Annotated in this window: 10 protein-coding genes; 8 read left to right on the top strand and 2 right to left on the bottom strand. The window is 70.9% G+C overall.

The window, feature by feature from the left end; all coding sequences use genetic code 11:
• Positions 1-86 precede the first annotated feature (86 nt).
• The 5 genes from AB0C26_RS45240 to AB0C26_RS45260 all read left to right on the top strand — a co-directional run bounded on the left by AB0C26_RS45240 (position 87) and on the right by AB0C26_RS45260 (position 10,477).
• Complete coding sequence (locus tag AB0C26_RS45240; protein WP_360261233.1) at positions 87-842, top strand: trypsin-like serine protease; 756 nt, start codon at positions 87-89, stop codon at positions 840-842.
• A gap of 120 nt (positions 843-962) precedes the next feature.
• Positions 963-1,529 carry a TetR/AcrR family transcriptional regulator gene (locus AB0C26_RS45245; protein WP_360261235.1) on the top strand — a complete coding sequence of 189 codons (567 nt, stop codon included), beginning with the start codon at positions 963-965 and terminating at the stop codon, positions 1,527-1,529.
• 12 nt (positions 1,530-1,541) lie between these two features.
• Complete coding sequence (locus AB0C26_RS45250; protein ID WP_360261237.1) at positions 1,542-3,719, top strand: MMPL family transporter; 2,178 nt, start codon at positions 1,542-1,544, stop codon at positions 3,717-3,719.
• A gap of 1,100 nt (positions 3,720-4,819) precedes the next feature.
• Positions 4,820-9,607 (top strand): DUF4011 domain-containing protein, encoded by a 4,788-nt coding sequence (locus AB0C26_RS45255; protein ID WP_360261239.1) that lies wholly within the window; start codon positions 4,820-4,822, stop codon positions 9,605-9,607.
• A 72-nt stretch (positions 9,608-9,679) separates the two neighbouring features.
• Positions 9,680-10,477 carry an ATP-binding protein gene (locus AB0C26_RS45260; protein WP_360261241.1) on the top strand — a complete coding sequence of 266 codons (798 nt, stop codon included), beginning with the start codon at positions 9,680-9,682 and terminating at the stop codon, positions 10,475-10,477.
• Between the two features lie 8 nt (positions 10,478-10,485).
• Here AB0C26_RS45260 and AB0C26_RS45265 read toward each other — a convergent pair whose 3' ends face one another.
• Complete coding sequence (locus AB0C26_RS45265; RefSeq protein ID WP_360261244.1) at positions 10,486-11,898, bottom strand: NAD(P)/FAD-dependent oxidoreductase; 1,413 nt, start codon at positions 11,896-11,898, stop codon at positions 10,486-10,488.
• A gap of 339 nt (positions 11,899-12,237) precedes the next feature.
• On the bottom strand, positions 12,238-12,450 hold the full coding sequence (locus AB0C26_RS45270; protein WP_360261246.1) for a helix-turn-helix transcriptional regulator: 213 nt from the start codon (positions 12,448-12,450) through the stop codon (positions 12,238-12,240).
• Positions 12,451-12,776: 326 nt separating this feature from the next.
• Here AB0C26_RS45270 and AB0C26_RS45275 point away from each other — a divergent pair, with 326 nt between their 5' ends.
• The 3 genes from AB0C26_RS45275 (at position 12,777) to AB0C26_RS45285 (ending at position 15,306) form a co-directional block, all read left to right on the top strand.
• Positions 12,777-13,289 carry a GrpB family protein gene (locus tag AB0C26_RS45275; protein ID WP_360261248.1) on the top strand — a complete coding sequence of 171 codons (513 nt, stop codon included), beginning with the start codon at positions 12,777-12,779 and terminating at the stop codon, positions 13,287-13,289.
• A 21-nt stretch (positions 13,290-13,310) separates the two neighbouring features.
• Positions 13,311-14,015, top strand: a complete 705-nt coding sequence (locus AB0C26_RS45280; protein ID WP_360261250.1) for a hypothetical protein — start codon at positions 13,311-13,313, stop codon at positions 14,013-14,015.
• 190 nt (positions 14,016-14,205) lie between these two features.
• Positions 14,206-15,306, top strand: a complete 1,101-nt coding sequence (locus tag AB0C26_RS45285) for a DUF3500 domain-containing protein (protein WP_360261252.1) — start codon at positions 14,206-14,208, stop codon at positions 15,304-15,306.
• Positions 15,307-15,524: the final 218 nt, after the last annotated feature.

The raw sequence follows: 15,524 nt of genomic DNA on the forward strand, positions 1-15,524 counted from the left end.
GCGGTCGAATCGGGCGTGTCGGCCGGAAAACTCTCAGGGCTTTCCCCGGAATGCCCCTGATGCGGCGGTGGTCTAGCGTGCTCCACATGAGACAGCGAATAGGCTCGATGCTCGTCGCCGCGGCGACGATCGGCGGCGTGCTGTTCGGCGTCACGGGGCCCGCGAACGCGGTCGCGAACGGCGAACCCGTACCCATCGGGAAGTACGCCTTCTCCGTCAAGCTGACCATGACCGGGATTCCCACCGCCGACGGCGGCAAGCGGAACAGCGCCTGCTCGGGCGCCCTCATCTCGTCGCGCTGGGTGATCACCGCGGGGCACTGCTTCCGGGACGCGGCCGGCGTCCGCGTGGAACGCCCGGTCGCCGACCTGACCACCGCCACGGTGGGCCGCACCGATCTGACCGACACCACACGCGGTCACGAGATCACGATCGTCGCGGTCCGGCAGTCGCCCACGGCGGACGTCGCCGTCGCCCAGCTGGCCCGGCCGGTGCGCGACATCCGGCCGATCCGGATCGGCCGCACCCCGCCCGAGATCGGCACGATCGTGCGCCTCACCGGCTACGGCTCCACCACCAGCGTCGATCCGGCGCCGGTCACTCACCTGCGCACGGGTCTGCTCGAGGTGGTCGAGCTGAGTGCCAACGTGACGGGGCTTCAGGGGTACGCGCCGGACCGCGACACGACACCATGCCCGTACGACTCGGGAGCTCCGTTCTTCACCAAGCGCGGCGAACTGGTGGCCGTGGTGAGCACGGGCCCGTCCTGCCCGCACATGGGCGTCGAGACCGCCGCCCGGACCGACAACATCGCCGGGTGGATCAGGCAGGCCATCCGCTAGAAGAGGATTCGAACGGCGGCCGCGGGGAAGTCAAAACCCCGCGGCCGCCGCCGTACTTAGTGAGGACCGCCACGGTCGGTTACCGACCGAACTGGTCCGCAACCGACTACTCTGGTCCGCATGCCGCGTCCCACCAAGCAGCAGATCGACGACGAAATCCTCGAAGCCGCCGCCAGCCTCTTCGCGCGCCACGGCTTCCGGGAGACGTCCGTCCAGCGCATCGCGGACGCCGTGGGCTACTCCAAGACCGGCCTGCTCCACCGCTACCCGACCAAGGAGTCGTTGCAGCAGGCGGTGGTCGACAAGGCCCTGAGCGCGGTCCGCGAGATCGCCGCCCAGGTTCAGGACATGCCACCCGGGCCCGCGCGGGACCGGGCCGTGCTCAGCGAGTTCGCCCAGCTCGCCATGGACCTGCCGGGCACTGTCGCCCTCCTCCTCTCCGGCCTGCAGAGCGAGCCGGAGTCCGACCTGGGCCTCGCCCTCCACGAGCTCGGGCAGGGCATCTTCGCGGCCTTCGCCCTCGAGCCGGAGTGCGACAACGCGCGCGCCATCCGGGTCGTCGGCGCGCTCGGGGCGCTGGTCCTGCTCGGCATCACCATGCGTGACAAGCCCCTGGTCGTCACCCACGACGACCTCATCGCCGTCAGCTACGACGCGCTGGGCCACCAACAAACCGGCCACAAGTAAGGGACATCGCTAATGGCAACGTTGCTGCATCGCCTGGGACTGGCCTCGGTACGACACAAGGCCATAGTCATGGTCGTCTGGCTGGTGGCGCTGATCGCCCTCGGCGTGGGCGCGGCGACCCTGTCCGGCCAGACCGTGAACACGTTCGAGATCCCGGGCCAGGAGTCGACCGTCGCGCTCAAGCTGCTGCGCGAGCGCTTCGGTGCCGGCTCGGCCGGCGCGTCCGCGCAGGTGGTCTTCGAGGCGCCCAGCGGCAGCAAGATCACCGACCAGGCGAACGCGGCCAAGGTCGCCGCCGCCGTCGAGAAGCTGGGCAAGCTCCCGGGCGTCCTGTCGGCCAGCAACCCGCTCAACCCGCAGGCGCCGACCGTCTCGCGGGACCAGAGCACGGCGTACAGCACGGTCAGTTACGGCGTCCAGAACTCGGAGATCACCCCCGAGGAGCGGGAGGCGCTGACCGCGGCGGTCGGCGAGGCGCGCTTGGGCGGGCTCACCGTCGAGGCTCGCGGCGACGCGACACAGGAGTCCGGGGCCGACATCGGCGGCACCGGCGAGATCCTCGGTGTCGTCGTCGCGCTGGTGGTGCTCGCGGTGACGTACGGCTCCCTGGTCCTGGCCGGTATGAACCTGCTGACCGCACTGGTCGGCGTGGCCATCGGCGCGCTCGGCATCACCACCCTGACCGGCTTCGTCGACCTGCAGTCGACCACCCCGATCCTCGCCGTCATGCTCGGCCTGGCCGTCGGCATCGACTACGCCCTGTTCATCGTCACCCGGCACCGGCAGGAACTCAGGCGCGGGCTGCCACCGGCCGAGGCGGCCGCGCTGGCCGTCGGCACGGCCGGATCCGCCGTGGTCACCGCCGGCCTGACCGTGGTCATCGCGCTGGCCGGCCTCTCGGTGGCCGGCATCCCGTTCCTCACCGAGATGGGCCTGGCCGCCGCGGCCACCATCGTGGTCGCCGTGCTGGTCGCGATCACCCTGCTCCCGGCGTTCCTGGGCGCGCTCGGCATGCGGGCGCTGCCGAAGAAGGTCCGCGCCAACCCGGCCGGGGCGCCGGTCCGCGACCGCGGCTTCTTCCGCGGCTGGGCCGCCCTGGTCACCGGTCAGCGGGTGATCAGCCTGGTCCTCGCGGTGGCGGCGCTGGCCGTCATCGCCATCCCGTTCTTCTCACTGCGCACCACGCTCATCCAGAAGTCCCCCGACGGCAGCAGCGCGGCCAAGGCCGACGCCATCATCGCCGAGCGATTCGGGCCCGGCTTCGCCGGCCCGCTGCTGGTCCTGGTCGACGGTTCCGGTTCTTCGGCGTACGCGGCCACGGTCCAGCAGAAGGTGCAGACGCTCCCCGGCGTCGCGGTGGTGGCCCCGCCCCAGCCCAACCAGGCCCGCAACGCCGCCCTGATCACGATCATCCCGACCTCCGGCCCCGAGGACACCGCCACGATCGACCTGGTCCACGCGATCCGCGACGACGTGGCCGACGGCCCCGACGCCAAGGTCTACGTCACCGGCCAGACGGCGGTCAGCATCGACGTGTCGCAGAAACTCGACCAGGCGCTGCCGCGCTACCTGATCCTGGTCGTCGGCCTGGCCTTCATCCTGCTGGTGCTGGTCTTCCGCTCCCTGCTGGTCCCGGTCGTCGGCGTGCTCGGCTTCCTGCTGACCATCGGCTCGGCCCTGGGCGCGACGGTCGCCGTCTTCCAGTGGGGCTGGCTGTCCGGCCTGGTGAACGCCCAGACCACGGGACCCCTGCTGAGCCTGGCCCCGATCATCATCGTCGGCATCCTGTTCGGCCTGGCCATGGACTACCAGGTCTTCCTGGTCTCCCGCATGCACGAGGCACACGCCCACGGCGCCTCCCCCCGCGACGCGGTGGTGACCGGCTTCAAACAGGCGGCCCCGGTGGTAGTGGCAGCGGCCACGATCATGTTCTCGGTCTTCGCCGGCTTCGTCCCCGAGGGCAACGACACGATCAAGCCCATCGCGTTCGCCCTGGCCATCGGCATCCTGTTCGACGCCATCGTGGTCCGCATGATCCTGGTACCGGCCGCCATCGCCCTGCTGGGCCGCTCCGCCTGGTGGCTCCCACGCTGGCTGACCTGGCTCCCGGCCGTCGACGTGGAGGGCGCGGCCCTGGAGCGCGAGGCCCCCACGAAGCGCACCGAAGAGCAGGCCCTGAGCACCTCCTGACCCCTCGGCCCCAGCGGCCCCTCAGCCCCCACCCGAGCCGGCGCCCGAAGTCCTAGGCGCCGGCTCGGCTTGCGCCGGCTCGGCTTGCGCCGGCTCGGCTTGCGCCGGCTTCTGCGGCGCCGGCTCGGTTGGCGTCGGCTTCTGCGGCGCCGGCTCGGTTGGCGTCGGCTTCTGCGGCGCCGGCTCGGTTGGCGTCGGCTTCTGCGGCGCTGGCCCGGCTTGCGTCGGCTTCTGCGGCGCTGGCCCGGCTTGCGTCGGCTTCTGCGGCGCTGGCCCGGCTTGCGTCGGCTTCTGCGGCGCCGGCTCGGCTTCTGAGGCGCTGGATCGGCTTGCATCCACCTTCTCAGGCGACGGCTCGGCCCTTATGTGCCCGTGCGCTAAAAGGTGATTTAGCGGACATGGGGCATTAGATGCCTCGCGGTGGTGGTCCTTGCCGCTGGCAGCCCTCAACGAGCCTTCGGGGAGCTCTCGTGATCGCCCGAGCGGGCTGGCGAAAGGTGAGCGGGACGCCGAGGGGGTTGATCGCCTTGAGGTGTCCGGCGATGCCGATCCCTGCGCCGTCGCCCAGAGGCGAGTTGCCGCTGGCGATCGCGCTCCCGAGGTGGGCGGGTGGATTGCCCGCTGTCCGGAGTGAGTGGATCGAAGCGCCATGTCCGGAGGTGAGGGGGGTGGAAGCGCCACGTGCGGAGGTGAGTGGGTGGAGCGCCAGGTCCGGGGTGAGTGGGTGGAGCGCCAGGTCCGGAGGTGAGGGGGTGGAGCACGCCAGGGCCGAGGTGAGTGGGTTGAGCACCAAGTCCGGAGGTGAGTGGGTGGATTGCCGGCCGTCCCGGGGATGAGTGGGCGGAGTGCCTGCGGTGGGGAGCTGGGTGCCGGCTTCGGGTGGCTGCCCGCGCGGGACAGAGGTGAGTGCCGGCTTCGGGTGGCTGTTCGTGCGGGGCGGGGGTGGGTCGGGGGAGGGGGTGGTTGCCTGCCGGAGCGGGACTGTTTGTGGGTGGGGTAGAGGGTCGGCGGCGGGGGAGTCATTGGCGATATCGTAAATATCCGGAAGTAAGCGGCGAAATGACCAGCGTGACAGCCGTTCGGTTGCTGGAATTGAGGGCATGTGGCCGGAAACTGAAGTTGAAGTCGTCGGGTTGCCCGGTGCCGAGGTCAGGAGTGCCCTCGAGACCTGGCGCTCGGGACTGGTCGACCTGACCGGGGCCAACCCGCTGCTCAACTTCGCCCGGATCGCGCAGAGCTCGGTGGAGATCACCGGGCCGTCGCCCAAGGCGATCGTCAAGGTTCTTCAGGAGGGCGGTGGGTACGCCTTCGAGAACGACGGGTCGGCGCACGTTCTGCGCACCGATCTGCCCGATGAAGTGCTCGGCGCCCTGCTGCACCGGTTCTACCGCCGGTCGCGGGCCGAGATGCAGGACCGCGGTGTCTCGCCTCTCTACCTCGGCATCGGGATGATGCACTGGTCGGACGACGACGGTTCGCCGTACGAAAGCCCGATTCTGCTCGTCCCCGTCGAGATCGATCCGACCGGGCCCAAGCTGGTCGCCCGGCCCGAGGATCCGATCGTCAACCCGGCCCTGGTGATCCGGATGGCCGACCTCGACATCGAGATCCCCGAGATCAACTCGCTGGCCGAGCTGGACGTGACCGTGTTGTGGGCCAAGGTCGACGTGGCCATCGGGGAGCGCCGCGGCTGGTACGCCGACGAGACCGTCGTGCTGGCCTGCCTCAGCGTGCACCGCGAGGCGATGTACTACGACCTCTACGAGAACGAGCCGCACATCGTCGAGCACCCGGTCGTCCGGGCGCTGGCCACCCACGACGCCGACCGGGCGTTCGCCTTCGAGCCGATCGCGCCCGAGAAGATCGACCAGGTCGCGCCGCCCGAGGACACGCCGCTGCTGCTCGACGCCGACGCCTCGCAGCGGGTGGCCGTCGCCGCCGCCCTGGCCGGGCGCAGCTTCGTGCTCGACGGGCCGCCCGGCACCGGCAAGTCGCAGACCATCGCCAACATCGTCGGCGGGCTGCTGCACGCCGGCAAGCGGGTGCTGGTCGTCTCGGAGAAGGCGGCCGCCCTCGACACCGTGCAGCGCCGCCTCACCGAGGCCGGGCTCGGCAACTACCTGCTCGCCCTGCACAGCAACCTGGTCGGCCGGCGTGAGGTGGCCACCGCCCTGGCCGGTTCGCTCGAGACCGACCCGCCGGCGCTGGCGACCATGGACCCGATCGACCGGCGGGCGGTCCGGGAGCGGCGGGAGCGGCTCAGCGCGTACGCCGAAGCCCTCAACCGCGTTCGTCAGCCGCTCGGCCGGAGCCTGTTCGACGTGCTGGGCGTGTGCACCCGGCTGCTGGACGCGCCGGCCGCCCCGGTCGCCACGATCAACCCGCAGGATCTGACCGCCGAGTCGCTGTACCGGATCCGGGACGCCGTGGCCCGGCTCGGGCGGGTGAGCAGCGAGACCTACCTGTGGCGGGAGGCGACCGACCGCGAGCCGCTCGACGGGCGGCTGCGCCAGGCGCTGACCTCGCTGACCAAGCTGGCCGAGGCGGTGATCGCCAACTCGACCCTGGCCGACGCGTTCGACCTGCACGAGCCGGCCGGCGCGGCCAAGCTGGCCGCCCTGGCCGGGCACGCCGCCAAGCGGCCGCCCAAGGTGGAGGAGGAGTGGCTGACCATCGAGAGCCTGGCCCCGGTGCAGAAGGCGGCCACGGATCTCACGCATCACCTGGCCGCGCTGCGCTACGGCGGCATCCCGTGGGCCGAGCTGCCGTCGGCCGAGGACCTGACCGGCGTACCGGACCTGTCCGAACTGGTCCCCGAGGCCGTCGACCTGGGGCCGTTGAACGCCGCCCAGGCCGACCACCTGGCCAACAAGTTCGCCGAGGAGGCCGACCGTCTGGAGAGCCGGCACGAGAGCATGGACCGGGTCACCGCCCGGCTCGGCCTGCCCAACGTGGTCACCTTCCCCGACTCGGCCCGGGTCATCACCATCGCCGACCTGATCGGCCGCGAGCACAAGCCGGAGGCGGCCTGGTTCGAGCCGGGCGGGATGGCCAAGGCGCACGCCGCCGTCCGGGCCCTGCGGCTGGCCGTCGAGGCGGTCGCCGAGGCCGAGGCGCAGGCGCGCCGGCACTTCAACGAGGAGGTGCTGAACGAGCCGGTCACCGAGATCGCCGACCGGCTCACCCGGCACCGCGGCCCGCGCAAGCTGCTGCGGCCGTACCGGCGGGCCAAGGACGCGGCCGTCGAGGCCGCGCGGCCCGAGGTCAAGCCGGCCGAGGCGATCGCCAACGTGGAGGACGCGGCCGCCTGGAAGCAGGCCCTGGAGGACCTGGCCGACGCCGAGGCCGAGCACGCCGAGATCCTGGGCCGGCACTGGGACGGGCGCGACACCGACTTCGCGGCCATCCAGCACGCCCTGCACAACGCGGACGAGGTGATCCGGGAGGTGCCGGCCGACGCCCTGCCCGCGGTGACCGTGCACGTGTGCGCGCCGCGGCCGAACAGCGCCCTGCTGCGCATCGTCGGCGAGGCCCGCGACGAGTTCACCCGGTTCCGCACCACGCTGCGCCCGGCGCCGGCCCGCGCGCCCCGCCCCGAGCTGGGCGAGGGCCCGATCGCCGACGCGGTGACCTGGCTGCGCGCGCACATCGCCCCGCTGCACGCGGCGGCCGAGATGATCCGCGCCTACAGCGTGCCCACCGGCCGCGACCTGACCCTGACCGAGGCCCGCGAGATCGCCGCCCAGCGGCAGAAGGCCACCGACGCCGAGACGGCGATCTGGGCCGACGCCGCCGCCCACGCGGCCGTGCTGGGCTCGGTCTACCGGGGCACCAAGACCGACGACGAGGTGATGAACGAGATCGTCGCGTGGACCGCGCACGCCCGGCGGGTGCTCACCGGCGAGGACGCCCCGCTCAGCCCGGGGCAGGCGCACGCGCTGATGGAGGCCCACCCGACCGAGGGCCTGCCGGCCGCGGTGGCCGGCTGGGAGTCGGCCCGCGGCCAGGTGCTGGACGCGTTCGGCTCGGCCCGCCACGGTGAGCTGGTCGAGCGGCTGGGCGACTACGACAGCGCCCGCGACCTGCTGGTCGAGCTGCTGCACGACACCGAGGGGCAGCACGAGTGGTTCCGCCACGAGGACGCGCGCAGCGTGCTGGTCGAGCACGGGCTCGAGGGCGCCCTCGACTACTGCGCGGCCGAGGACATCAGTGTGGAGCACGTGTGGCCCGTACTGGAAAGGGCTCTGCTCCGCGGGTGGGCCGACGCGGTGATCCGCGACGACCCCGGCCTGCACCCGTCGTCGGCCGAGGAGCGCACCCATATCGTCGAGGTGTTCCGGCTGCTCGACAACGAGCTGACGGCGGCCGCGCTGGCCGACATCGTGTACGCCGTGGAGGCCCGCCGCCCGTCGTCGTCGGCCACCGGCGAGCCCGGCATCCTGCGGCGCGAGGGCAACAAGCAGAGCGGCCACCTCGCCGTACAGGAACTGCTGGCCCAGGCCCGGCACTCGGTCCAGGCGCTCAAACCGTGCCTGCTCATGTCGCCGCTCGCGGTCAGCCGCTACCTGCCGCCCGAGATGGAGTTCGACATGGTCATCCTGGACGAGGCGTCCCAGGTGACCACGGCCGACGCGATCAACTGCATCTACCGCGGCGACGCGCTCGTGGTCTCCGGCGACCACCAGCAGCTGCCGCCCACCTCGTACTACGACCGCGTCGAGGACGACGTGACCGACTTCCCGTCCATCCTCGAACTGGCCCGCGACACCTTCCCCATCCTGCATCTGACCTGGCACCACCGCAGCAGCCACGAGGCGCTGTTCGCCTTCGCCGACCTGGCCTACTACCACGGCCGGCTGGTCAGCCTGACCCGCGCGTACCCGCAGGAGCCGGACCACGGCGTGGAGATGTACCTGGTCGACGGCGTCTACCGGCGGCAGACCACCTCGGACAACCCGATCGAGGCGGACGCGGTCGCCGAGCGGGTGCTGCACCACTACACGACCCGTCCCGGTCAGACGTGCGGCGTGGTCACGCTCTCGGTGGCCCAGGCCGACGCGATCGACGACGCGGTGCGCCGGGCGGTGGCCGAACGGCCCGACCTGGAGCACTTCTTCACCGACGACGACCGGCTCACCGGCTTCTTCGTCAAGAGCCTGGAGGCCGTGCAGGGCGACGTCCGCGACGTGATCATCCTGTCCGTCGGCTACGGCTACGACGAGAACGACAAGATCAGCACGAACTTCGGCGCGCTCAACCGCCCGATGGGCTGGCGCCGTCTCAACGTGGCCATCACCCGCGCCTCCCGCCGCATCGAGGTGGTCTCCTCGATCCGCTCGGGCGACGTTCCCGACATGGGCAACGAGAGCGTGCGTCATCTCAAGGCCTATTTGGAGTACGCCGAGAGGTCCGCCGCCACACTCGGGCGCGACCTGGCCGATCGCGAGGACGCGTCGCCGTTCGAGGACGCGGTCTCCGCCGTGCTGCTGGAATGGGGTCATCGGGTACGCCGTCAGGTCGGCGCCGCCGGGCACTGGATCCCCCTGGCCGTGCTGCACCCGGGGGAGGAGAAGGACATCTTCGCGCTCGGCATCGAGTTCGACGGCCCGGAGTACGCGCGGGTGCCGTCGGCCCGCGAGCGGGACCGCCTGCGCGACGAGGAGCTGCGTGAGCTCGGCTGGCACGTGCACCGGGTGTGGTCGGTGGCCTGGTACCAGGATCCCGCGGCCGAGCAGGAGCGGCTGCGGGTCGCGATCCAGCGGGCCCTGGCCGACCCGGTCGGCGTGGACCAGCTGGCGGCGCCGGCGCCGTCGGCGTACCGCGCGATCTCGGGCGAGCTGCTGCCCCCACTTCACTCGGAAGAGGACCTGCCACTAACGAGTGAATAGCCGGTATTCGCGCATGGTGATCTCTTCGCCGGGTAGGCGTGCCCGTTCATGTACACCCCTCGTTGGCCTGTCATGCGCGCACGCCACCCCTTCGCCCGCCGCACGGTACGAGCAAGCCAGGTCACGGTCACGGCGGACGTCGACAACGTTGTCACCACCGTGACCGTTCGGGGCTCATGGGGACGCTCGCTCAGCCGGGACGCGTTCCTGGCCCTCAAGAAATCCCTCGGCGGTCACCCCGACGCGGTGATCATCGACCTGTGCGACCTCGACGACCCGCACGCGGCCAGCGCCCTCACCTGGATCACGGCCCGCCGGGTGGCCGACGCCATGGACCCGCCCGTGCACGTGGTCGCCTGCGTGCCGGCCACCAGCGTGCTCGCCGACCGCCTGGACCGGCTCGGCGCCGCGTACTACCTGCCCACCTACGCCGACCTGATCCAGGCCCGGGCCGCGGCCATCGCCGCCCGCCCGCACACCGACCAGCGGCGCCTCACCCTGCCGCCCGAACCGGACACCCCGGCGCTGGCCCGCAACCTGGTCACCGACGCCTGCGCGGCCTGGCGGCTGCCCTCCGGCGTGCTCTACCCGGCCCGGCTCGTGATGAGCGAACTCGCCGCCAACGCGGTCGAACACGCCCGTACCCCGATCGTGGTCGTCGTCCTGCGCCGCGACGAAGGCCTGCACCTGGTCGTCAACGACCGCGACCCGCGGCTGCCCACCCTGCTTCCCCCACCGAAAGAGCCGCCGGGCGACCTGTGGAACGCCCGCGGCCAGGGACTGCGGACGGTGCAGGCGGCCTCGGCGGCATGGGGAGCCCTGCCGACAGCAGAGGGGAAGATGGTCTGGGCGACCATCTTCCCCTCGTAGCTTCCCGGCTATTTCTTGGCCGAGACCTTCTCCGGCTCGACCTGCGTCGTCGACAACTCGTCGGCCGGTGGCGCGTCGGCCAGGCGGGCCCGCTCGAACGGGTTGCCGTACTCGTACATGGCCTTTCTCGCGAAGGCCTGCTGCTCGGTGGCCACCCGCTCGGACCGGCCGCGGCCCAGGAAGCTGACCGCCCAGTGCAGCACCGTGGTGAAGCGGTTCTTGAAACCCACCAGGTAGAACACGTGGACCACGAGCCACATCACCCAGGCGAAGAAGCCGGACAACCGGATCTTGCTGCCGATGCTGGCGACCGCGGAGAACCGCGAGATCGTCGCCATGCTGCCCTTGTCGAAGTACTTGAACGGGTCACCGGCCGGCTTGCGCTTGAGCCGCCCCTTGATCGTCTGAGCCGCGTACTTGCCGCCCTGCATGGCGACCTGCGCGACACCCGGCAGCGGACGGCCGGTCGACGGATCGTTCAGGTTCATCATGTCGCCCAGCACGAAGATCTCCGGGTGACCCGGCACCGTCAGATCGGGGTTGACCATGATGCGCCCGGCCCGGTCGACCTCGGCCCCCGTCGAAGCGGCGATCTTGCGGGCCAACGGGGGAGCGGCCACACCGGCCGCCCACACCTTGGTCATCGACGGGATGCGCTGGTGACCGCGCTCCGACTCGACCTCGATGCCGGTACGGTCGACGTTCACGACCTTGGTGTTCAGCTCGACCTCGACACCCATCTTGTGCAGCTGGGCCAGCGCCCGCGTCGACAGATGGTCGCCGAACGTGTTGAGCACCGCGCCCACGGCGTCGATCAGGATGATCCGGGCCCGGCGCGGGTCGATGTGCTTGTACTGCCCCGGCAGGTTCCGGTGGGCCAGTTCGGCGATCTGACCGGCCATCTCGACACCCGTCGGGCCGGCGCCGACGACGACGAAGGTGAGCCAGCGCTCCTTCGCCTCCTCGTCGGTCTGCAGATCGGCGATCTCGAAGGCGCCGAAAATCTTGGCCCGCAGCTCGAGCGCGTCGTCGATGCTCTTCATGCCCGGCGCGTTGTCCGAGAAGTGGTCGTTGCCGAAGTACGACTGCGAGGCGCCGGCGGCCACGATCAACGTGTCGTACTCGACCGTGTAGTCGATGCCCGGACCCCGTACAGAAATGACCTTGTTGTCGGTGTCGACGCTCTCGGCCCAGCCGAGCTTCACATCGACGTTGTCCTGACCGCGCAACACCTCGCGGATCGGCGGGGCGATCTCCCCCTCGGACAGGACGCCGGTGGCCACTTGGTAGAGCAAAGGCTGGAACAAGTGGTACGCGGTGCCGTTGATGAGCGTGATGTCGACGTTGGCATTGCGCAGCGCCTTGATCGCGAAAAGACCCCCGAAGCCGGCGCCGATCACTGCCACCCGATGCCGCTGCATTGACACTCCCTCGGTGCTCGGTGACTCGTCTAGTAGAGCACCCTGAACAGGCTCAGTATGCCGTGAGAACCGACACTGTGGAGCGCCCGGCGCAAACTGCCCGCCGGACGCCGATCATCAGCTTGCCCAGCGCAGCGAGGGATTAACCCGGCCGCTCCAGTCGAAAATGGCCACGTTGTCCCACCCGTGCCCGGTATCGTTCAGGTTGGCGATCTCCCGGCCGTCGCCCTCGATCGCGTGTACCAGCGTCTCCGGCGGAGCACTGGCGTTCGGCCGCCGGCGACCCGTTCCTGACCTCGGTCCGCTCACGGCCGCTTTTTTGATCGGGCAAGGTGCGAACTAGGCCACGTTGAGCTGGATGTTGCCGATCCGGGCGACGACGTCGAGTTGGCCGCCCAGGCCGGTGACATAGGCCCGGAGGGTGTCGAGACTGACGGCGTCGCCGTTCTCGATCTGGCTGATGCGGGCCTGCGACAGGCCCGTCGCCTCGGCCAGCTGCACCTGGGTCACCCCGAGCTGCTGACGAATCTCGGCCAGCTGGACCCCGCTCACCGAAGCGAGCATCTGCTCCCGCATCTGTTGACGGCGAGCCACCCGCTCATCGCTGTCCCACGCCGGTCGGTCGCGCGCGCCTTGGCCTTGACGTCACGCCAGTTGGTGGGCTTCGTCATGACTGCTCCTCTTGCTTCCGGGCTGCCAAGTGCTCGGTGAAACGGTCATCTGCCAGGGGAATCGCCATGTGATACCAAGCTTGCCATTGGCCTGACTGGTCACCAGCCACCAGGAACACAGCTTCGCGTGCGGGATATATGGCAACTCAGTCGTGCAGGAGTTCTTCGCGGGCAGCGGGGTCGGCGCGGGTGGGGCAGGGTGGGGGCATGACGGATGAGCGGATTCGGCTTGAGGCCTACGACCCGGTGTGGGGTGAGCGGTTCGAGCGGGAAGCGGCGGCTCTCAAGGAAGTGCTGGGGGAGCATGTCGAGGGCGGGGTACACCACGTGGGGAGCACTGCTGTTCCGGGGATGACGGCCAAGCCGATCATCGACATCATGGTGGGGGTTCGGGACCTCGAGTCGAGCCGGGGCTGTATCGAGCTGGTGGCGGGGCTCGACTATCTCTACGCGCCCTATCGGACTGATGTCATGCACTGGTTCTGCAAGCCGGATCCGGCTCGGCGGACCCACCATCTGCATCTCGTTCCGGTGGGGTCCCGGCGGTTCGCCGACGTGCTGGCGTTTCGGGATCGGCTGCGGAGCCACCCGGAGGACGCTCGGCGCTATGCGGAGCTGAAGGTGGAGCTGGCGCAGCGGTACGCGGACGATCGGGAGGCGTACACCGCGGGCAAAGGGGCGCTGATCGCCGCCCTGTTGCGGGGAGGTGACGAGTCTTAACAGATGTGGCGGAGTTCCGTCATGGCGTTTCTTCGCCAGGGGTGGAAGGGCTCTTCGAGCTCCGCGGCAGCCAAGAATTGGCCCCCACCTAGGACCGGGGAACGACAGCATGCCGATCCGGCCGTCGGCCACCGCCAGCTTGGCCGGGACGCCGGCCGCCACCCGGGCCTGCTCGCCGGCCGCCACCCGGGCGCCGATCCGCTGCGCGGCCATCGGCCGTTCCAGAGTGCGCCGGTCGTAGACGATCCGGAACCGTACGCCCTCGGCCAGCAACGCCAACTCGGTCGGATTGTCGTGGCAGGCGCCCAGATAGGGCGGCCAGTCGAAGCCGAAAACCTCCTCCTGGGCCCCGCGCAGCACCTGATCGAAGACCTGACTGACCTCGGCCGCGCCGACCACCGCCTCGACGCCCTGATCGGGGGGCTTGTCACCACGCTGGCGGCGCACCCGCTCGCCGAGCCCGAGACGGGCCTCCTGCAACTGCCGCATCCGGTCGAGCAGCAACGAGTCGATGGCCAGGTCGGGTGGCGCCGGCGACACCCGGTCGCCGTCCACCGCGACGAGCCGCTGCTCGCGGAGCTTGTCCACCGCCGCCCGGACTTCAATCAAGCCCGCTTGGGTACGGTCGGCGAACGCGGCAACCGCGGCCGCGCGCCCGCTGAGCACCTCCACGTAGACCCGCTCTTCGAGCTCGCTCAACCCTTCTCGTCGAGAGCCCACCCATGATCTCGGCGAAGTGGACCAGATGCGGCGTCGCCAGGTGGGCGTCCAGGTTCGGCCACTCCCAGTTCTCGTAGAAGAAGAGGCCGCCGGATCCTCCGTACCCTGGTGAAGGTCGTAGTTGGCGTAGCCCGGCTCCTCAGCGCCTCCTTCTGTCATGTGACGGGCGCCACAGAGGCGAGGATAGATTGAGGCCATGACTGACTCCCGCCGTTCCACTCGTCGCGAGGTCGCCGCGGCCATGACGTCGGCCGCGGTGTCGTGGCTGGACCTGCTCGACGCCACGCAGCGTCCGGCCGCGACCGGGACGGTGGACGGGGGCGAGCGGCTGCGCTGGTTCTACACGCCGACCGACCACGGCGGGCTCACCCTGCACGAGCAGCGGCCGGCGCAGCAGCGGGCGGCCATGAAGCTGGTCGCCTCCGGGCTGTCCCGGGCCGGCTACGTCACGGTGGCCACGATCATCGGCCTGGAGAACGTCCTGGACCACACCGAGGGCTTCACGGCCCGCTTCGACCGGGAACGCGGCCGCGACCCCGGCCTGTACTACCTGCGGGTCTTCGGTAAGCCGTCCGGCGAGGGCACGTGGGGCTGGCGGTTCGGCGGCCACCACGTGTCGCTGAACAACCTGGTCGCCGACGGCGAACTGGTCTCGGCCACGCCGTGCTTCATGGGCGCCGACCCGGCGACGTCACCGCTGCTCGGCGGCGCCGCCAACCGGCCGCTCGGCCGCGTCGAAGACCTGGCCCGGGAACTCGCGGTGTCGCTGGGAGACCGCGCCCTGCTGTCGGCGAAGGCCCCGTCCGACCTGGTGACCGGTAACCGCAGCACGATCGCCGAGGGCGACCGGGTGATTCCGCTGGCCGGCATCTGGCGTTCCGCCTTCGCCGACCCGGCCGAGTGGGCGAAGCTGCGCGCGGCCAGCGACGCCATCGACGACGCGGCCGGCTACGGGGACCGGGAACACGAGGCGCTGAAGTACACGGCACGGCCGAAGGGCGTCCCCGGCGCCGACCTGACGGCCGGGCAGCGCGACCTGCTCGAGGCCCTGCTCGGAACCTACTTCGACCGCGTGCCGGTGCCCACGGCGTACACCGTCGACGATGCGCATTTCGCCTGGGCCGGCTCCACCGAGCCCGGGGCGCCCCACTACTACCGCGTGCAGGGTCCACGGCTGCTGATCGAATGGGACAACACGCAGCGCGGCGCCAACCACGCCCACTCCGTGTGGCGAGACCCGTCGAACGACTTCGGCCTCGACGTGCTGGCCGCCCACCGCTCCCGCCACCACTCATGACGGCCCCCTTCGAACCCGGCCCGCCGGCGTGGACCGGCCCACCCGTCGACGCCGAGATGCCGCCTGCCGGCCTCCTACCTCGACGTGCTGCGCATCCAGAACGGCGGCCGGCCCGGACACGGTGATGCTGGACCACGCCACCCCCGGCGAGCCCGCAGTCGCTTGAATCGGCGACGACCGCGTCCTCCCACCGCGTGGCCGACACCTTCGCCCAGTTT

Source organism: Actinoplanes sp. NPDC048796, from assembly GCF_040650035.1.
Classification (GTDB): Bacteria; Actinomycetota; Actinomycetes; order Mycobacteriales; family Micromonosporaceae; genus Actinoplanes.

What these genes read in the sequence shown, in the direction of transcription:
- AB0C26_RS45240 (WP_360261233.1), top strand. Translation starts at nt 87, where the DNA reads ATGAGACAGCGAATAGGCTCGATGCTCGTCGCCGCGGCGACGATCGGC.
- AB0C26_RS45245 (WP_360261235.1), top strand. Translation starts at nt 963, where the DNA reads ATGCCGCGTCCCACCAAGCAGCAGATCGACGACGAAATCCTCGAAGCC.
- AB0C26_RS45250 (WP_360261237.1), top strand. Translation starts at nt 1,542, where the DNA reads ATGGCAACGTTGCTGCATCGCCTGGGACTGGCCTCGGTACGACACAAG.
- AB0C26_RS45255 (WP_360261239.1), top strand. Translation starts at nt 4,820, where the DNA reads ATGTGGCCGGAAACTGAAGTTGAAGTCGTCGGGTTGCCCGGTGCCGAG.
- AB0C26_RS45260 (WP_360261241.1), top strand. Translation starts at nt 9,680, where the DNA reads ATGCGCGCACGCCACCCCTTCGCCCGCCGCACGGTACGAGCAAGCCAG.
- AB0C26_RS45265 (WP_360261244.1), bottom strand. Translation starts at nt 11,898, where the DNA reads ATGCAGCGGCATCGGGTGGCAGTGATCGGCGCCGGCTTCGGGGGTCTT.
- AB0C26_RS45275 (WP_360261248.1), top strand. Translation starts at nt 12,777, where the DNA reads ATGACGGATGAGCGGATTCGGCTTGAGGCCTACGACCCGGTGTGGGGT.
- AB0C26_RS45280 (WP_360261250.1), top strand. Translation starts at nt 13,311, where the DNA reads ATGGCGTTTCTTCGCCAGGGGTGGAAGGGCTCTTCGAGCTCCGCGGCA.
- AB0C26_RS45285 (WP_360261252.1), top strand. Translation starts at nt 14,206, where the DNA reads ATGACTGACTCCCGCCGTTCCACTCGTCGCGAGGTCGCCGCGGCCATG.